Raw genomic sequence first — 17,412 nt, forward strand, 5'->3', positions numbered from 1 at the left:
TCCTCCTGCCGGGCGGTACGCCCCTTGCTCTCCCCGTGTTCCACGCGCTTGCCGCCTTGCCCGGTTGCAGGCGCTTCCATGGACGAACACCAGACGCGCCCCCATGAGGGCGCCGGGGAAGACCGCCTGATGAACCTGTTGCACTCGACCGCCTCCCGCGCGCCGGCCACGCCGGCCCTGTTGCGCTCGCCCGCCGCCGACGGCCCGCCGAGCGCCGATGCCGCCCAACCCGCGCAGCCCTGGGCCGACTTCGGCTGGGGCCGGCTGCTGTTCGCCCCCGCCTTGGCCAGCCCCGCCGACATCGCCCGCACGCTGCTGCAGGAGGCGCCGGACCGGCGCGACATCGCGCTCTACGTCGAGTCGCCGCAACTGGTGCTGGCCGAGGCGCCCAATGAGCTGTTCCTGGACCCCTCGCTGCTGCTGCGCCACGCGCTGGACGCCCTGGAGCCCCTGCCGCCGCCCCCGCCCGGCGTGGCCCTGCGTCCGCTGGCCACGCGCGGCGACGTCGCCGCCGCCAACCGCCTCTACCGCCAGCGCGGCATGCTGCCGCTGGACCCGGCCACGGCCTGGGCGCAACGCCAGCACGACGCCCTGGCCTACTTCGTGGCCGAGGACGAGGCCAGCGGCGAGGTCGTGGGCACCGTGCTCGGCCTGGACCACGCCCTGGCCTTCGGCGACCCCCAGGGCGGCAGCAGCCTGTGGGCGCTGGCGGTCGATCCCCAGTCCCGCACCGCCGGCATCGGCCAGGCACTGGTGCACCACGTGATGGACCACTTCGCGCGCCGCGGCCGGCGCTTCCTGGACCTGTCCGTCATGCACGACAACCACCAGGCCATCGCGCTGTACGAGAAGCTGGGCTTCGAGCCCGCCACGGGCTTTCTGGTCAAGCGCAAGAACGCCCACAACCAGCGCATCTTCGACGGCGGCAGCGAGGTCGCGGGCCTGAACGTGTACGCCCGCGTCATCGTGGACGAAGCCCGCCGCCGCGGCATCGGCGTGGAAGTGCTGGACGCCGAGGCCGGCATCTTCAAGCTGCGCCACTTCGGCAACGAAATTCTCTGCCGCGAGTCGCTCACCGATCTCACCGGCGGCGTGGCCATGAGCTGGTGCCAGGACAAGGCGCTGACCCTGCGGCGCCTCTCGGCCGTGGGCCTGCGCGTGCCGCACCAGCAGCGCGCGGGCGACGTACAGGCCGACGCCGCCTTCCTGCGCGAGCACGGCGCCGTGGTCGTCAAGCCGCTGCAGGGCGAGCAGGGCCGCGGCATCAGCGTGGACGTGCGCGACGAGGCGACGCTGGCGCAAGCCGTGGAGCGCGCCGCCGCCGAGGGCGGCCCGGTGCTGCTGGAGGAGTTCTGCGCCGGCGAGGATTTGCGCATCGTCGTCATCGGCTACCGGGTGGTGGCGGCGGCGGTGCGGCGGCCGGCGCAGGTGACGGGGGACGGCCGGTCCAGCGTGCGCGAGCTGATCGAGCGCCACAGCGCCCGCCGCGCCGCGGCCACCAGCGGCGAAAGCCGCATCCCGCTGGACGCCGAGACCGAACGCTGCCTCGCCACCCAAGGCTTCACCTGGGACAGCGTGCCGGCCGAGGGCCAGGTGGTGCGGGCACGGCTCACGGCCAACCTGCACACGGGCGGCACCATCCACGACGTCACGGCGCAACTGCACCCGCGCCTGCGCGAGGCGGCCGAGAGCGCGGCGCGGGCGCTGCGCATCCCGGTGACGGGCCTGGACTTCCTGGTGCCCGCCGTGGACCAGCCGGACTACGTAGTCATCGAGGCCAACGAGCGCCCCGGCCTGGCCAACCATGAGCCGCAGCCCGTGGTGCAGCGCTTCGTGGACCTGCTGTTCCCGCAGACGGTGTGACGCGCCGCGCCCAATGAAAAAAGCGCGTGGGTGCTTGCGAACCCACGCGCGCGCAGCGGCTGCAGCGCCATGGCGCCCCCTCGCTTCCCTCTTTACCGCTGCTTCAAACGTCGCACCCAGAAGTCCCCGGTGAGCTGCACCGCGCTCACCAGCGCCACCAGCACCGCGATGACCACCACCATCACCGTGGTGTCGAAGCGCTGGTAGCCGTAGCGGATGGCCAGGTCGCCCAAGCCGCCGGCACCCACCGCGCCGGCCATGGCCGAGGCGCCGATCATGGACACCACCGTGATGGTGAAGCCGCCCACGATGCCCGGCAGCGCCTGCGGCAGCAGCACGTGCCACACGATGTGGCGCCGGCGGCAGCCCATGGCCTGCGCGGCCTCGATCAGCCCCGCGTCCACCTCCCGAAGGCTCACCTCGGCGATGCGCGCGAAAAACGGCGTGGCGCTGATGGACAGCGGCACCACCGCCGCCCACACGCCAATCGTGGTGCCGGTGAGCAGGCGCGTGAGCGGTATGAGCGCCACCAGCAGCACGATGAAGGGCGTGGCCCGGAAGGCGTTGACGATGGCGCCCGCCACCTTGTTGAAGCGCGGCCAGGGCAGCACGCCGCCCGGGGCCGTGAGCACCAGCAGCACCGCCAGCGGAATGCCGGCCAGCAGCGCGATGGCCGCGGAGCTGCCCACCATCAGCAGCGTGTCCAGCAGCGCCTCCCATAGGCGCTCAAGCATGATCGGGGACATAGCCCAGCTCCCTGGCGTGATGGCAAAGGTTCAGGGCCGCCAGCGCCGCGGCGTCCGGCCCGCCGAGGTCGGCGGCCAGCAGCAGCCGGCCGTGGCTGTGGCCCTGGATGCGGTCCACCCCGCCGTGCAGCAGCCGCACCGTGCCGCCCAACGCGGCGGCAATGCGCGCCAGGTCCGGCTCCAGGCCGCCCGCGCCGCTGTAGTGCAGCTCCAGCACGCGGCGGCTGGCGCCGCCGGGCACGGGGTGGGCGGACAGCCGTTCCTGCAGGTCGCCCGGCAGGCCGTGCTCCAGCGGGCGCAGCAGGGCGCGCGTGGCGTCGTGCGCGGGCGAGCCGAATACCTGCCACACGGCACCGGCCTCGGCGATGCGGCCCTTCTCCAGCACCAGCACCTCGTCGCAGATCTCGCGGATCACGCCCATCTCGTGCGTGATCAGCACCACCGTCAGCCCGAGGCGGCGGTTGATGTCGCGCAGCAGCGCCAGGATGGATTGCGTGGTCTGCGGGTCCAGCGCCGAGGTGGCCTCGTCGCACAGCAGGATTTCCGGCGCGTGCACCAGCGCGCGGGCGATGCCCACGCGCTGCTTCTGCCCGCCGGAAAGCCGCCCCGGGTAGGTGTCGGCCTTGCCCCGCAGGCCGACGAGGTCCAGCAGCGCCGCCACGCGGGCGCGGACGTGGTCCGGCCGCACGCCCGCCACGCGCAGCGGCAGCGCCACGTTGTCGAACACCGTCTTGGAGGACAGCAGGTTGAAATGCTGGAAGATCATCCCGACCCGGCGGCGCAGCAGCACCAGGCCCTGCTCGTCCAGCGTGGCGAGGTCCTGCCCGTCCACCAGCACGCGGCCCTCGCTGGGCTGCTCCAGGCGGTTGATGGTGCGCAGCAGGCTGGATTTGCCCGCGCCGCTGCGGCCGATGATCCCGAAGATGCTGCCGGCCGGGATGTCCAGGCTGATGCCCGACAGCGCCCGCACCGGGCCGGCCGAGGACGGGTAGGTCTTGCCCACCTGCTCGAAGCGCACGGTGCCCGCCGTGGGGCGGTGCCCGCAGGCGTCGCGGCCGGATGGGGCGCCGGCACCGGCCGCGCCGGGCGGCGTGCCCTGGCCACCGTGCGGCGGCGCCGGCAGGAACCAGGACCAGGGCGCCAGGGCCCATTGCTTGGCGGTCATGGCGCTGGCCCTCACTGGTTCAGCCACGGCAGGCTGTAGAGCCTGGCGTCGCCGCCGAAGAGGCGGCTGATCTCGTCGCGCACGGCCTTGGATTCCTGGAAGACCTTGACGAATTTCTTGACGCGCGGGTCGTTCACGTTGTCCTGCCGGGTGACGAAGCGGATGGCGAAGAGCCGGTCGGCCACGCCCGTGTAGAGCAGCCCCGAGCTGGCCACCTGCGGCTTGCCGGCGCTCACGAAATGGGCGGGGATGCCTTGGGCGAGGTCCACGTCGTCTATGGCGCGCACCAGCTGCGGCCCCTCGACCTCGACGAACTTCAGCTTCCTGGGGTTGGCGACGATGTCGTTGACCGAGCCGCGCAGGCCCGCGCCCTCGCGCAGCTTGATGAGGCCCGCCTTTTCCAGCAGCGACAGGCCGCGGCCCTGGTTGACCGGGTCGCTGGCCACGGCGACCTTGGCGCCGTCCTTGAGCTCCTCGAACTTCTTGATGCGGTGGGAGAACAGGCCGATGTTGGGCAGCACGCCCACGCCGGCCACGGCGAACTTGTAGCCGCGCTCCTTGATGGCGTTGTCCAGGAAGGCCTGGTGCTGGAAGTAGTTGAGGTCCAGGTCACCGGCCTGCAGGGCGGTGTTGGGCGTGGTCCAGTCGGTGAACTCGATCACCTTCACGTCCAGGCCCTGCTTGCGCGCCTCGCGCGCGGCGGCCTCCATGGTGTCGGCATGCACGCCGGCCGAGGCGCCGACCTTGAGCGCCTGCGCTTGGGCGCCGCCGAGGAGGAAGAAGGTGGCGGCCAGGGGCAGGAGGAAGCGGGAGAAGGTGGGTTTCATGGCTCTTGAGTTCGGGAGAGGTGGTGTCGGGCAGCGCCGCCTTGCCGGCAGGGCGGCATGCCATGGCGGAAGAAAAGCGGCTCAGTGGGTGCGGCGGAATGCGGCTGCGGCATGCCGATCCGGCAGCCGGTCCCCTTCGCCGAAGAGCTTGTGGCGCAGCGTTCCCGGCGCGTAGGCGGTCTTGTAGACGCCGCGGTCCTGCAGGGCCGGCACCACCAGGTCCACGAAGTCCTCGAAGCTCTCGGGGACGACGGTGCGGGTGAGGTTGAAGCCGTCTATGCCCGTGTCCTCCACCCAGCTTTGGAGCTCGTCGGCCACCTGGGAGGCGTCGCCCACGATGGCCGGGTAGCGGCCGCCCAGCCTGAAATGCTCCAGCAGCTTGCGCCGCGTGCCGCCCAACTGCTGCAGCGCCTTGGCGGCGGACTGGATGGCGTTGGTGCCCTCCGGCCGGATCGGGTCGTCCAGCCCGTAGCGCGAGAGGTCCACGCCCACGCTGGCGGCGAAGTGCGCCAGTCCCGCCTCGGGGCTGGCGTGGCGCTGGTACTCCTCGTGCAGGTCGCGCGCCTCGGCCGCGGTGGTGCCGGGCACCACGCTCACGCCCAGGACGATCTTCACGTCCTGCGGCCGCCGCCCGGCCAGCGCCACCGCCCCGCGCAGCTCCTGCACGGTGTGCCGCACCGCGGCCTTGTCGTGGCCGCCGATGAAGATGGCTTCCGCGTGCCGCGCCGCGAAGCGCTGGCCGCGGCCCGAGGTGCCGGCCTGGTAAAGAACGGGCGTGCGCTGCGGCGAGGGCTCGCTCAGGTGCACGCCCTCCACGTCGTACCAGCGCCCGTGGTGGCGTATGGGGTGCACCCGGGCCGGGTCGGCATAGACGCGCGCGGCCTTGTCGCGGCGCACCGCGCCGTCTTCCCAACTGCCCTCCAGCAGCTTGTAGAGCACGTCCAGGCACTCGTCGGCGCGGTCGTAGCGCTCGTCGTGGATGAGCTGGTTGTCCAGGCCGATGGCGCGTGCCGCGCTGTCCAGGTAGCCGGTGACCACGTTCCAGCCGAAGCGCCCGCGCGTGAGGTGGTCCAGCGTGGAAAAGCGCCGCGCCAGCAGGTAAGGGTGCTCGGACAGCGCGTTGACCGTGACGCCAAAGCCCAGGTGCGAGGTCGCCGCCGCCATGGCCGACACCAGCAGCAGCGGGTCGTTGATGGGCAGTTGCACGGCCTCACGCAAGGTTAGATCCAGCCCGCTTTCGTAAACGTCGTAAACGCCCAGGATGTCGGCAATGAATATCCCATCGAACAGGCCGCGCTCCAGCGTGCGCGCCATGTCCGTCCAGAATTCAAGGCTGTGATATTCCGTGCTGCGGTCGCGCGGATGCGTCCACAAGCCATGGTTGATATGGCCCACGCAATTTTCGTTGAACGCGTTGAGGATGATTTGTTTCTTCGGCATGGGCAAGTCTTCAGCTCGGTGAAAATTGGGCGCGGTTTTTTTTGGGTTCAATGAAACACGGCTTCCTCGGTGGGTATAGAAGCGGTTTGCGAAACAGTGGATTCGGCCTGCGCAGTAGTTTCCACAGGTGCGGTTTGCGCGGAGGCCCCGGGCGCCGCGGGTTTTTCGGCCTCCCGCCTGCGCTGCCGGTAATCCCTGGTGGCGGCCTGCGCCAGCGTGGAAACGACCATGTCGTTTTGCGGCGGGTTGTGCAGGCCGCATTGGACGTCGCGCCAATACCGCTCCAGCGGGAAATCGCGTGACAATCCATGCCCGCCGGCAATGCCCATGGCCAATTCCACGATGCGCACGGCGTTGTTGGTGACCATGTATTTGGTGGTCCATACCTCGTGGTGCAGGCGGTGTTTCAAAGCGTCGTGGCGTTCCCACAGCTCGGCCAGGCCGTAAAGCTGGGTCTTGGAAGCTGAGAGCAGCAACTCGATCTCGCCGAGTTTTTGCTGGGCATGCGGCGCATCGAGAATGGCGCTGCCCAAACTGGGTGATTGGCGGCTGTCGGCAAATTCCAGGATGAAATCCCGCGCCGCTGCCGCGATGCCCAGGTAAACCGCGGCAACCTGCAGTCCAAAAGCGCGGCTGCCGGTCGTGAAACTGCTGGGTTGGTCTTTCTCGATTTCGAGCAATTTGGCTTCGTGCGGCACTAGCACGCCGTCGAATTCAATGTCATGGCTGCCCGTGCTGCGCATGCCCAGGCTGTTCCAGTTTTCAACGACATGAACGTCCGGCGTGCGCGGCACCAGGAATTCCGCGGTTTTTCCGGCCTGCTCGTCCCAGGCGTAGAGGATCATCTGGTTCAAGGCCGGGGCTGCCGAGCAAAAGGCCTTGCGGCCTGAGATGACGTAGCCTTCGCCGGTTTTGTGCGCCACCGTGGCGGCCTTGCCGCCGCGCAGCAGATTGCCGCCGTCGCGCTCGGTAATCAAGATATTCACCAGATCGCCGCGCTGTACCACGCCACGGCACAGGCGCTCGAAAGCGGGGCGGGGCCATTTCAAGTCAAAACTCAAATAGCCCAAGGCCATCAAATGCCAGCCCAGCGACAAGGCCGTGCTGGCGCTGCCCTTGGCCAGGCGCTCCTGGAATATCAGCAGCTCGTACAGCGACAAGCCCCGGCCGCCCAATGCCCGCGGAATGGTGAGTTTCAGGGCGCCGCGCTGGCGCAGCAATTCGAAATGCTCGGAAGGGAACCCGCCCGTCTCGTCGTAGAAGCGGGCCGTCTTGCCGATCTCGGCGGCCAGCTCTTCGGCGTAGGCAGCCAGCGCCTCGTCGCTCGGGTGGCGCAGGGTGAAGTCGGCGCAGGGCGCGTAGGGCATGGGATCTCCACTGCAGATGAAAAGCATGGGCGGCGCGTGTTGCTTGCGCGGGCGGTGCGGCAGGAACGCCTGAATCTGAAAACGGCCGAGATATTCAGTTTTTCAAAACAGGCCGGAATTGGGCGGCGGTGTGCCTTTCAAATGCCAGGCGCCCACCACGGCCGCCTTCCAATGCCGCGGATTGTGATTGGCCACCGTGCGTGCATTGCGCCAGTGGCGGTCCAGGTTGTGCTTGCGCGCGGTGGTGGAGGCGCCGCCCACGTCGAATACCAGTTCCGAGGCTTTCAAGGCCGCGGCGGCGGCCACATATTGGGCCTGGGCGACGTCCAGGGCGGCGTGAACGATGGCAGCCTCGTCCAGCCCCGCTGCCCACGCGGCGTCGATTTGTTCGGCCGCTCGCAATACCACGGCCTCGGCCGCGTAAGCCTGGGCGGCTATTTCTCCCACCGAGAATTCGACATAAGGGTCATCCACCGAGCGCTGCGCCGTGCTGTGCTTGATGGGCCGTGCGTGGTGGCGGGCAAATTCCACCGCGTCGGCCAGCGCATTCTTGGCCACGCCCGCTTCCACCGCGGCCAGGAACAATTGGGCAAAGGGCGTGACGATGGAGCGCCGGGTTTGTCCGGATGATTGCAGCGGGGTGGGAATGATGTCCTCGGCCTGCACCAGCACGTCCACCAGATTCGTGGTGCCGCTGGCGGTCAGGCGCTGGCCCATGGCGTCGAAATCGTCCACCAATTCCAGGCCCTGGCGGCCGCGCGGCAGCATGAATCTGAGCTCGTGGCTATTTTCGTCCAGCGCCGCAACGCTGACCCAGTCCGCATACAGGCTGCCGGTGCTGTAATACTTGCTGCCGTTCACGCGGTAATGCTCGCCCTCGCGCCGTATCCGGCTGCTGATGGCACCACTGGCGCCGCCGATTTCCCAGCCCGCGTTGCCGAAAATGTCCCCGCGCAAATACCGCGGCAGCCAGCGGCGGCGCGTGGCCTCGTCGCCGCTGGAAAGCAGGCCCTCCAGGAACAAGAAGCTTGGGCGCAAGGCCTGGGCAAGGTTCGAATCCACGGCGGCAACATCCACGACGAATTGAACCACTTCGCGCACGCTGGCGCCGGGGCCGCCGTAGGGCACGGGAATGCGAAGCGTCAATAAACGTTCGGCGGCGATGCGCCGAATCTGGTCGTGCGGGAGGACGCGGTTTCTTTCCCTGTCCTCCACGCCGCGCCGCAATTCAGGCAGCAAGGCGGCGGCGCGGCGTTTCAACTCCGCCAGCGTGGGCGGGTTTTCTCCTGCCACCGCGGGCCTGGCCTTTTCCATGGTGAGGTCCGTCACGGTGTTCCCTCGTTCTTGATTGGACGAAGGCCATGCTAGGCAAGAAGGATTAATGACCGAACTAAAACTTCCGCATACGGATATACAGGCGGCCCGCGCGCCAATATGCGGCAATCAAATATGGATTGTGTTTTCGGCCGTGTTTTCCAACGGGGCTGGCACAGGGGTTGCCGGCAAGCGGGCTCGATGCGTCAAACCTGAAGGAGTACGGACATGGGCTTGCTGGACCAGATCCTGGGCGGACTCGCCGGCGTGAATGCGGGGCGCAACGCTCCCATGGGCACGGGCATGAACACGCCCATGGGCGGCGGCGTTGGGCGCGGCGGCGTCAACCCGCGGGTGCTGATGGCGCTGCTGCCCATCGTCCTCAACCTGCTGGCCAACCGGCGCCGGGGCGCGGGTGGCGGGGTGGGGGGCTTGGGCGGTGCCGGCGGCATGGGCGGCTTGGGCGGTGTGCTCGGCAGCGTGTTGGGCGGCGGGCACTCGCCCATGGGTGGCGGCCTGGGCGGCGCGGGTGGTTTGGGCGGCCTGGGTGCGTTGGCCGGCTTGGGCGGGCTGGCCGGGCTGTTGGGCCAGCTTTCGCAGCAGGGCTACGGGCAGCAGGCGCAGTCGTGGGTGAGCGCCGGGCCCAACGAGCCGCTGCCGCCGGAGGCGGTGTCGCAGCTTTTCGACCCACAGCAGTTGTCCGAGATCGCCGGCGAGGCCGGTGTGAGCGAGGACGAGGCGCGTATGGGCCTGTCCGAGCTGCTGCCTGAGGTGGTGGACCGCTTCACGCCGCAGGGCCAACTACCGGGCGAGGACGACTTGCGCAGCAGCATTGACGACTTCGCGCGCCAGCTCGGCGGCTGAAAGTGCCTCAGGCACTCGGCTGACCGGCCTTTCAAAAAATTGCGCCTGCCGGGCTTCTCCAAGCCACGACAGGCGCGTGCTCCGGTGGCACGTCAGGGCGCGGGCTGGCAGATCAGCCGGATGTCGTCCCGGGCATTGACCGGCCATGCAACGGCAGCGCCGTCGGCATAGCTGACCTGAATAGGGAATTCAATGGTGAGATTGTCTTTCGACGGGTCGGCATTCTCGCTGCTGTGAACGCGTGCGGAGATCTTGTAAATGCCGGTAAATTGGAATTTGTCGCCTACCGCGGCGGCATTGCCGGTGGATTTGATACTGGAGTTTGCGCCGCTGTTGCTCCCGGTATTGCTGCCGGTGTTGACCGTGGTTTCCATGCGGCCGTCGAACACGTATTTGGCGCCCGTGGTGGCACCCAACCCTTCGCCGTGGGTTTCAATGGTGAATTTCAAGCGCGATGTGCCGCCGGACTGCTCTTGAGTGGGGACGACCGTTCCGGCAATCTTGAAATGCACCATCTCCCAGGATCCGGTCTCCGGGTAGCTGACGCTTTTGTCTCTCGCAATGGTTTTGCAGGTGTTATTGATGGAGGGGTATATGGGGCCGAAAGCGCCAGTGGGTGCCGCTTGGCACAGGCCTGCCGCCAAGGTGCCGGCCGAAAATACCAGAAAAACGCGGGAAAACTTCATGAAAACTGCCGTAAAAATGCTGTGGTGAATTACAAGACTTTCACCGTGCGAGGGTAATCATCCGTTCATGCTAAGGGTTGGCGCTGAGCGCTGGAAATCCTGAGACTTTTTGATGCGTGAGATTTGCGGGTGAAACAGAATTTCAAATTGTCATCAGCAGATGAATCTGTGCGTTTGATTTACTTCAAATCAAATTGGCTTTCAAGGGAAAGTCCGTATGCCCGCGTTTGGGCTTGGATGGCCGGCATCGTGCGCACGGCAACGGCGCTGTCGGCCGGGTGGGAGCAGGGCCGGTGGCTTTGCCACGGCCCTACTCCAATCCACGGGAGGCGGTTTCAGTGCACCCGGATCAGCAGGCCTGTCCCTTGCGCTCCAGCAGCCAGGCCGGCGCGTCTTGCAGCGCCACGGGGCGCAGGAAGCGGTCCAGCGCGGCGTAGCCCACCGAGGTGGTGAAGGGCGCGGTGGAGGCGGGCCAGGGGCCGCCGTGGTGTTGGGCGGCGGTCACGGCCACGCCCGTGGGCACGCCGGAGAACAGCACCCGGCCGGCCACCTGCATGGCGGCGCGGACGATGCGCTGCGCCTCGTCGCCCGCCGTTTCCGCGCCCCACACCGTCACCGTCAGGCTGCCGCCCACGGCCTTGAGCACGCGCACGGCCTCGTCGGCATCGGCCACCTGCACCACCACGGCGGCGGGGCCGAACACCTCTTCGCGCAGGGCGTGGCTGGCCGTGAAGCGCTCGGCCGTGGTTTGCACCAGCAGCGGCGTGGGCGCCACGGCGGCCGGCGCGGCGTCCACCGCCACCAGCGTCTTCACGCCCTCGTGGCCGGTGAGGCGGGCCACGCCGGCGTCAAACGCCTTGCGCATGCCGGGCGTGAGCATGGCGTGCGGGGTTTGGGCGGCCAGCGCCTCGGCAAAGGCTTGAACGAAGGCTTGCGAGGCCTCGTCCTGCTGCACCACCACCACGCCGGGGCTGGTGCAGAACTGGCCGCAGCCCAGGGCGATGGAGGCGGCCAGGGTCTTGGCCAACTCGGCGCCCTTGTCGGCCAGTGCCGCGGGCAGGGCGATCACGGGGTTGATGGAACCCAGCTCGCCGTAGAAGGGAATGGGCTGCGGGCGGGCGTTGGCCTCGGCCTGCAGCGCGGCGCCGCCGCGGAAGGAGCCGGTGAAGGCGACGGCCTGGATCAGCGGATGGCGGACGAGCTGCACGCCCACGTCAATGCCCGCGCCCTGGACCATTTGCAGCACGCCCTCGTCCAGCCCCTGCGCCGCGGCCACGCCGCGCGCCAGCTCGAACACCGCACGCGAGAGCTGCGGGTGGCCCGGGTGGGCCTTGACCACCACCGGGCAGCCGGCGGCCAGCGCCGAGGCCGTGTCGCCGCCCAGCACCGAGAAGGCGAAGGGGAAATTGCTGGCCGAGAACATGGCCACGGGGCCGACGGGCACGCGCACGCGGGTCAGGCGCGGCCGGCCCGCGGGCGGCGCGCCGGCCACGGCCGGGTCGTCGGTGCAGGTGTAGGGGGCGCCGGCGTCCACTTGGTCGGCAAAGCCGCGCAGTTGGAAGGCGGTGCGGTCGAGCTCGCCGTTCAGGCGCACGGGGCCCAGGCCGGTTTCGCGGTCGGCCAGCGGGACGAGCGCTTCGCGCTGGCCTTCCAGTGCGTCGGCCAGGCCGCGCAGCAGCGCGGCGCGGGCGGCGGCGGGCGAGGCGGCCCAAGCGTCGGACGCGGCGGCGGCCGCTTCAACGGCACGGTTGACGTCGTCGGCGCCGGATTCCGGCAGCGCCTGGCCGAAGGGCTCGTGCGTGCGGGCATCTATGGATTGCAGCATGGGGGTACTTCCTGTTTCGAGGGTCCAGAAACGCGCCAGCCCGGACGCGCCGGGCTGTGCCGCTGGAGTGGGGAGAGTGGCCACAGCTTAGTACGCGGGCGCGGCAAGCGCTGGCGGGCTGTTCCGCATGCTGGAAATCGCAAGGGTCAAAGGGACGGGTGAAACGGCGGCAGGCCGGCCCGCAGGGGTGCTGCGGGCCGGCCTGCCTTGCCGCCGCGGGCGCCGCCGTGCGGCGCCAGGCGCGTGGCGCGGGTGCGGGCTTTCAACGCCAGACCGTCAGCGAGCTGTCGCTGAGCCAGCCGAAGCCGCCGTTGACGGTGCGGGCATACACCTGGAGCCGGTAATTGCCTGCGGGCAACTGCACGCCCGTGGCGATGACGGTGGTGGTGGTCCAGCCGTCGTAGCCCGCCGTGCCGTTGGACGTGCAGAAGGCGTCCTGGCTGCCGGCGACGTTGGTGGGCGGCAGCACGGTGATGGCGCCGGTGGCGACGTTGACGGCGCGAATGTCCAGGCTCACCCAGGAGGACGTGGTGGCCGCGTCGTTGGCGCACTCGGCCGTGTAGCTGACGAGGAAGCGGCTGCCGGCCGGGACGAAGAAGGCTGGCGTCTGGTTGGCGCCGGCCGGCGTCAGCGGCATGAGCTGGCCGCCCGCGGTGATGCCGGCGAAATTGCCGGGCCGCGACATGGTGACCAGGATTTCGGCTTGCGCCGGGACGGCCGCGGCCAGTGCCGCCGCGCCCAACAGGCCAGCCAACACGGTGCGGGACGGCGCGAAAACGGATGTGAGCTTCATGTGTGCTCCTTGGCCGGGCCGTATCAAGCAGTCGCCGCGCGGGGCCCGGCAGGGCGCGGTGCCGCGGGAAGGTCGCCGCCCGCGTGCGGGCCGCGCCGCGCGGGGGCGGCACGGCCGGCGGCGCCGGCGGGCGGGGAAAGGGGTCAGGGCTGGCGCTGGCCTTGCTGCAGCGCCACGCCCTGGTCGTAGAGGCGCTCTATGCCGTCGAGCTGCTCGCGGGCGCGGGCCTGCAGCGGCGTGTAGGGGATGCGCAGCACGGCCTGCAGCCCGCTGCGCAGGTGGTCCACGTCGCCGGACTTGAGCTCCATGTAGCTGTCGAAGGCGGCCAGGCGCACGCGCTCGGAAGGGCCCTCGGCCATGAGGCGCATCAGCACGTCCTCGGCCACCAGCACGCCCGCCGTGCGCGACTGCACCAGCGCGTCGTAGCGCTGGGCCTCGCTGCCGTCGCGCAGCGCCTGCGCCAGCGGGGCGGCGGCGGGAGAGGCTGCGCTGGCATTGGCGGCGTCGCCCATGGCTGGTGTGCAGGCGCCGGGGCGCAGGGCCGCGCCCTGGCGGCAAAGCTCGTCCAGTATCCACAATGGCCGCTGGCGCAGCGCCTGCACGCTGGCGCTGCCGTCCTCGTGCAGGCGCACGCTGGGGGCGGTGCCGTCGCCGCTGCCCTCCTGCTCCGGCCGCGGCCAGGCCAGCGGGGAGGGGCTCAAGCTGGACGCCTCGGAAGACGGCGCCAGCACCGCCGCCGTGTGCAGCGCGGGCGCATGCAGGGCCCAGCCCAGCGCGGCCGAAGCCGCCGCCAGCGCCAGTGCGCTTGCGCCATGGATTGCGTTCATGCCCGACTCCTTCGCTGTTGGCCGTGTGGCGCTCCTGGGTGATCCAGGGCGGCGCGGCGGTTCAAGGCATTTCAGGTATCCGTCCAGCCCGCGGGGTCATTGCGGCGGCGGATCGTCTTCCAAGGTGGTTTCCATGGGGTCGGTCTCCGGCTGGGTGGACGGCTCGGTGTGCGGTTTGGGCGCCGGTGTCGCGGGCAAGGCGGCCCCGGCCGGCGCGGTGACGGCGGTGGCGTGGGGCGCCTCAGTCACGGGCTGCGGCCAGGCCAGCACCGAAAAGCCCCGTCCGTCCGCCGCCGCCGTGGCCGTGGCGGGGGCCGCAGCGGCGGGCGGCACGGCGTCCGGCGCCAGCAGCACCCAGCTCGCGCCTACCGACAGCGCCATCAGCACCAACGTGCCCAGTCCTTTGGAAATCTTCATGAGCGGCTCCAGCGGGTTCGTTTCCTTGTGTTGGCGGGCGACGGCCAGGAGCGGGCGCATGGGGTGCGCCGGCTGGTCTGGCATCGCTGCATGTCTACAAGGTAGGTGTACGCCGGTTGGGCCACCACCACCGTGCGGTGGCACCCATGGACCTGCTCATGGGGGCGGGATGCGGCCCCGGCCGGCGGGTGGCGCCACCCCGTCTTCCTCCAGGCCGGTTCCCACCGTGGAGGGGCCCGCGCGGCGGCAGCGGCGTGCACCGCCGAGACCAAAGAAACACGCTGTTCACCACCGCAACACTTGGTGCGGGCTGGATACCGGGCCTTGCGCCGCCGACAAACGCTGTAAAGCGCCGGCAACGAAAAAGCCGCTCCGGGAGCGGCTTGGAGCGGCGGCGGGCGGGCCGGGCGGCCCGCCGTGGGCGCAGCCGTCAGTCGTCCAGCAGCGACGGGTCGCGCACGGCGCCCTTGTCGGCCGACATCACCAGCTTGGCGTAGGCCTTGAGGGCGGCGGACACCTTGCGCGGGCGCGCTTGGGCGGGCTTCCAGCCCTTGGCGTTCTGCACCTCGCGGCGGTGTGCCAGCTCCTCGTCGGACAGCAGCACGTCGATGCTGCGGTTGGGGATGTCGATGCGGATGCGGTCGCCGTCCTTCACCAGGCCGATGGCGCCGCCGGCCGCCGCTTCCGGCGAGCAGTGGCCGATGGACAGGCCCGAGGTGCCGCCGGAGAAGCGGCCGTCGGTCAGCAGCGCGCAGGCCTTGCCCAGGCCCTTGGACTTGATGTAGCTCGTGGGGTAGAGCATTTCCTGCATGCCGGGGCCGCCCTTGGGGCCCTCGTAGCGGACGATCACCACGTCGCCGGCCTGGACCTTGCCGCTGAGGATGTTCTCCACCGCCTCGTCCTGCGACTCCGTCACGTGGGCCGTGCCTTCGAAGACCAGGATGCTCTCGTCCACGCCGGCGGTCTTCACCACGCAGCCGTCCAGGGCGATGTTGCCGGTGAGCACGGCCAGGCCGCCTTCCTTGGAGAAGGCGTGCTCGTAGGAGCGGATGCAGCCTTCGGCGCGGTCCAGGTCCAGGCTGGGCCAGCGGGTGTTCTGGCTGAAGGCGACCTGGGTCGGGATGCCGGCGGGGCCGGCCCTGTAGAAGGTCTGGACGGCCTCGTCCTGCGAGAGGGTGACGTCCCACTGCCGCAGGGCCTCGCCCAGCGTGGGCGCGTGCACGGTGGGCACGTCGGTGTGCAGCTTGCCCGCGCGCTGGAGCTCGCCCAGGATGGCGTAGATGCCGCCGGCGCGGTGCACGTCCTCGATGTGGTACTTGTTGGTGTTGGGCGCCACCTTGCAGAGCTGCGGGACGACGCGGGAGAGGCGGTCGATGTCGGCCATGGTGAAGGCGATGTCCGCCTCGCGCGCGATGGCCAGCAGGTGCAGGATGGTGTTGGTGGAGCCGCCCATGGCGATGTCCAGCGTCATCGCGTTCTCGAAGGCCTTGAAGCCCACGGAGCGCGGCAGCACGCGCTCGTCGTCCTGCTCGTAGTACTGGCGGGCCAGCTCCACGATGCGGCGGCCGGCGCGCTTGAACAGCTGCTCGCGGTCGGCGTGCGTGGCCACCACGGTGCCGTTGCCCGGCAGCGACAGGCCCAGCGCCTCGGTCAGGCAGTTCATGGAGTTGGCCGTGAACATGCCGGAGCAGGAGCCGCAGGTGGGGCAGGCCGAGCGCTCGACCTCGGCCACGTCGGCGTCGGAGTAGGCCTGGTCGGCGGCCATGACCATGGCGTCCACCAAGTCCAGCTTGCGCAGCTCGATGGCCTTGGTGACGGGGTTGGCCAGCCGCGTCTTGCCGGCTTCCATGGGGCCGCCGGAGACGAAGATCACCGGGATGTTGAGCCGCATGGCGGCCATGAGCATGCCCGGGGTGATCTTGTCGCAGTTGGAGATGCACACCATGGCGTCGGCGCAGTGCGCGTTGACCATGTACTCCACCGAGTCCGCGATGATGTCGCGGCTGGGCAGCGAGTACAGCATGCCGTCGTGGCCCATGGCGATGCCGTCGTCCACGGCGATGGTGTTGAACTCCTTGGCCACGCCGCCGGCGGCTTCGATCTCGCGGGCCACGAGCTGGCCCAGGTCCTTCAGGTGCACGTGGCCGGGGACGAACTGGGTGAAGGAGTTGACCACCGCGATGATGGGCTTGGAGAAGTCATCGTCCTTCATGCCGGTGGCGCGCCACAGGGAGCGGGCGCCCGCCATGTTGCGGCCGGCGGTGGAAGTCTTGGAACGGTATGCGGGCATCGTGGGTGCTGAAGAAAGACGAGGGGGATGGCGGGCCCGGCGGATACAGGCCCCTTGCGCGCCCGTGCGAACAAGCTCTTGAGCCGCGCCCTGGGCAAACGCGCAATTATTGCCCACCCCCCGGCGGCGCCCGTCCCACGCGGCGGGCGGCGCTGCGGCGAAAGCCGGCGCAAGGTGCGCGCCAAGTGGCCGTCTTCAGCGCTCGCGCTGCACGGGGGATTCGGCGTCCTCGCGCTCGGCGCGCTCCAGCAGGTCCAACTGCTCGCGGGCCTGGGTCTGTATGACGGTGTTGGGCACGCGCAGCGCGTCCTGCATGGCCGCGCGCAGCTCCTGCAGCGTGCCGGAGCTGGCGTCCACGTAGTCCTCGAAGGCCTCCTGGCGCATGCGCTCGGAGGGGTCGTTGCGCATGATGGACAGCAGCGTCTCCTTGGGCACCAGCACGCCGTTGCCGCGGGCCTGCTGCAGGCTTTCGAAGCGCACCTGCTCGCTGGCGTCGTTGAGGCGGCGCAGCACCTCGCTGTCGCTGCCGTAGCTGGCGGGCGCCGTGCCCGGCGCGGGGGACGGTGCGGCGGGCATGGGCGTGGCCAGCGCGGTGGTGGTGGTGCAGCCGGGCAGGTCGCGCGCGCCCTGGCGGCAGAGCTCGGCCAGCACCCAGGCCGGCGGCTTGCGCTGCACCTGCAGGCTGGCGCTGCCGTCGGGGTGCAGTTGCACCACGTCGTCCGCGCCTGACGCGGGGCCGGCCTGCGGGAAGGCCATGAGCGAGCCGTTGGAGCGCCCCTGCGTGGGCATGGAGGCCGGCGGCTGTTGCGGGGCGGCGGGCGGTACGGGGTCCGGCTGCGCCAGCCCGTGCAGCACCCAGCCGCTGCCGGCGGACACCAGCACCAGCGCCAGCGTCCCGAGTGCGGATCCCAGCCTCATCGTCGTCCTCCTGTGTCGTGCTTGCTTGATTGGCGGCCTGTTGCCGCGGCAGCGCAGGCATAGCGCGCCG

At 70.0% G+C, this 17,412-nt stretch carries 15 protein-coding genes; 2 read left to right on the plus strand and 13 right to left on the minus strand.

Going from position 1 to position 17,412, the window contains the following annotated elements; all coding sequences use genetic code 11:
• Positions 1–78 precede the first annotated feature (78 nt).
• On the plus strand, positions 79–1,863 hold the full coding sequence (ngg, locus tag SM757_RS19430) for an N-acetylglutaminylglutamine synthetase (protein WP_322466754.1): 1,785 nt from the start codon (positions 79–81) through the stop codon (positions 1,861–1,863).
• Positions 1,864–1,955: 92 nt separating this feature from the next.
• On the opposite strand, the gene SM757_RS19435 is transcribed toward ngg, so the two are convergent.
• The 6 genes from SM757_RS19435 to SM757_RS19460 all read right to left on the minus strand — a co-directional run bounded on the left by SM757_RS19435 (position 1,956) and on the right by SM757_RS19460 (position 8,851).
• Positions 1,956–2,609 carry a methionine ABC transporter permease gene (locus SM757_RS19435; RefSeq protein WP_066342407.1) on the minus strand — a complete coding sequence of 218 codons (654 nt, stop codon included), beginning with the start codon at positions 2,607–2,609 and terminating at the stop codon, positions 1,956–1,958.
• The gene (locus SM757_RS19440; protein WP_084267998.1) at positions 2,590–3,774 is read right to left on the minus strand and encodes a methionine ABC transporter ATP-binding protein; all 1,185 of its coding nucleotides are present in this window, start codon (positions 3,772–3,774) and stop codon (positions 2,590–2,592) included. The genes SM757_RS19435 and SM757_RS19440 overlap by 20 nt, the downstream gene beginning before the upstream one ends.
• A gap of 11 nt (positions 3,775–3,785) precedes the next feature.
• Positions 3,786–4,601 (minus strand): MetQ/NlpA family ABC transporter substrate-binding protein, encoded by an 816-nt coding sequence (locus SM757_RS19445; RefSeq protein ID WP_322466755.1) that lies wholly within the window; start codon positions 4,599–4,601, stop codon positions 3,786–3,788.
• 81 nt (positions 4,602–4,682) lie between these two features.
• A complete protein-coding gene (locus SM757_RS19450) occupies positions 4,683–6,041 on the minus strand; it encodes an LLM class flavin-dependent oxidoreductase (protein ID WP_066342409.1) in 1,359 nt (452 codons plus the stop codon).
• Positions 6,042–6,088: 47 nt separating this feature from the next.
• Complete coding sequence (locus SM757_RS19455; RefSeq protein WP_322466756.1) at positions 6,089–7,408, minus strand: acyl-CoA dehydrogenase family protein; 1,320 nt, start codon at positions 7,406–7,408, stop codon at positions 6,089–6,091.
• A 102-nt stretch (positions 7,409–7,510) separates the two neighbouring features.
• Positions 7,511–8,851, minus strand: a complete 1,341-nt coding sequence (locus tag SM757_RS19460; protein ID WP_322466757.1) for an acyl-CoA dehydrogenase family protein — start codon at positions 8,849–8,851, stop codon at positions 7,511–7,513.
• A 99-nt stretch (positions 8,852–8,950) separates the two neighbouring features.
• On the opposite strand from SM757_RS19460, the gene SM757_RS19465 reads away from it, so the two are divergent.
• Positions 8,951–9,586, plus strand: coding sequence for a YidB family protein (locus tag SM757_RS19465; protein ID WP_322466758.1), 636 nt, complete (start codon positions 8,951–8,953; stop codon positions 9,584–9,586).
• 92 nt (positions 9,587–9,678) lie between these two features.
• On the opposite strand, the gene SM757_RS19470 is transcribed toward SM757_RS19465, so the two are convergent.
• From SM757_RS19470 to SM757_RS19500, 7 genes are all read right to left on the minus strand, one after another.
• Positions 9,679–10,272, minus strand: coding sequence for a hypothetical protein (locus SM757_RS19470; protein WP_322466759.1), 594 nt, complete (start codon positions 10,270–10,272; stop codon positions 9,679–9,681).
• A 349-nt stretch (positions 10,273–10,621) separates the two neighbouring features.
• Positions 10,622–12,097: an aldehyde dehydrogenase (NADP(+)) gene (locus tag SM757_RS19475; protein ID WP_322466760.1), complete on the minus strand. Its 1,476-nt coding sequence runs from the start codon at positions 12,095–12,097 to the stop codon at positions 10,622–10,624.
• 262 nt (positions 12,098–12,359) lie between these two features.
• On the minus strand, positions 12,360–12,890 hold the full coding sequence (locus SM757_RS19480; protein WP_066333018.1) for a hypothetical protein: 531 nt from the start codon (positions 12,888–12,890) through the stop codon (positions 12,360–12,362).
• Positions 12,891–13,033: 143 nt separating this feature from the next.
• Positions 13,034–13,717, minus strand: a complete 684-nt coding sequence (locus tag SM757_RS19485; RefSeq protein ID WP_066333021.1) for a hypothetical protein — start codon at positions 13,715–13,717, stop codon at positions 13,034–13,036.
• Positions 13,718–13,813: 96 nt separating this feature from the next.
• Positions 13,814–14,134 (minus strand): hypothetical protein, encoded by a 321-nt coding sequence (locus SM757_RS19490; RefSeq protein WP_322466761.1) that lies wholly within the window; start codon positions 14,132–14,134, stop codon positions 13,814–13,816.
• Positions 14,135–14,564: 430 nt separating this feature from the next.
• Positions 14,565–16,424 carry a dihydroxy-acid dehydratase gene (ilvD, locus tag SM757_RS19495; protein WP_322466762.1) on the minus strand — a complete coding sequence of 620 codons (1,860 nt, stop codon included), beginning with the start codon at positions 16,422–16,424 and terminating at the stop codon, positions 14,565–14,567.
• A gap of 195 nt (positions 16,425–16,619) precedes the next feature.
• On the minus strand, positions 16,620–17,342 hold the full coding sequence (locus tag SM757_RS19500; RefSeq protein ID WP_322466763.1) for a hypothetical protein: 723 nt from the start codon (positions 17,340–17,342) through the stop codon (positions 16,620–16,622).
• Positions 17,343–17,412 lie beyond the last annotated feature (70 nt).

This window comes from Azohydromonas lata (genome assembly GCF_034427735.1).
In the GTDB taxonomy this organism is placed as follows: domain Bacteria; phylum Pseudomonadota; class Gammaproteobacteria; order Burkholderiales; family Burkholderiaceae_C; genus Azohydromonas; species Azohydromonas lata.

Excerpts from the sequence above, each read along its gene's own strand:
- SM757_RS19500 (WP_322466763.1), bottom strand. The coding sequence starts at position 17,342 with ATGAGGCTGGGATCCGCACTCGGGACGCTGGCGCTGGTGCTGGTGTCC.
- SM757_RS19440 (WP_084267998.1), bottom strand. The coding sequence starts at position 3,774 with ATGACCGCCAAGCAATGGGCCCTGGCGCCCTGGTCCTGGTTCCTGCCG.
- ngg (WP_322466754.1), top strand. The coding sequence starts at position 79 with ATGGACGAACACCAGACGCGCCCCCATGAGGGCGCCGGGGAAGACCGC.
- SM757_RS19455 (WP_322466756.1), bottom strand. The coding sequence starts at position 7,408 with ATGCCCTACGCGCCCTGCGCCGACTTCACCCTGCGCCACCCGAGCGAC.
- SM757_RS19485 (WP_066333021.1), bottom strand. The coding sequence starts at position 13,717 with ATGAACGCAATCCATGGCGCAAGCGCACTGGCGCTGGCGGCGGCTTCG.
- SM757_RS19475 (WP_322466760.1), bottom strand. The coding sequence starts at position 12,097 with ATGCTGCAATCCATAGATGCCCGCACGCACGAGCCCTTCGGCCAGGCG.
- SM757_RS19465 (WP_322466758.1), top strand. The coding sequence starts at position 8,951 with ATGGGCTTGCTGGACCAGATCCTGGGCGGACTCGCCGGCGTGAATGCG.
- ilvD (WP_322466762.1), bottom strand. The coding sequence starts at position 16,424 with ATGCCCGCATACCGTTCCAAGACTTCCACCGCCGGCCGCAACATGGCG.
- SM757_RS19450 (WP_066342409.1), bottom strand. The coding sequence starts at position 6,041 with ATGCCGAAGAAACAAATCATCCTCAACGCGTTCAACGAAAATTGCGTG.
- SM757_RS19445 (WP_322466755.1), bottom strand. The coding sequence starts at position 4,601 with ATGAAACCCACCTTCTCCCGCTTCCTCCTGCCCCTGGCCGCCACCTTC.
- SM757_RS19480 (WP_066333018.1), bottom strand. The coding sequence starts at position 12,890 with ATGAAGCTCACATCCGTTTTCGCGCCGTCCCGCACCGTGTTGGCTGGC.
- SM757_RS19470 (WP_322466759.1), bottom strand. The coding sequence starts at position 10,272 with ATGAAGTTTTCCCGCGTTTTTCTGGTATTTTCGGCCGGCACCTTGGCG.
- SM757_RS19490 (WP_322466761.1), bottom strand. The coding sequence starts at position 14,134 with ATGAAGATTTCCAAAGGACTGGGCACGTTGGTGCTGATGGCGCTGTCG.
- SM757_RS19435 (WP_066342407.1), bottom strand. The coding sequence starts at position 2,609 with ATGTCCCCGATCATGCTTGAGCGCCTATGGGAGGCGCTGCTGGACACG.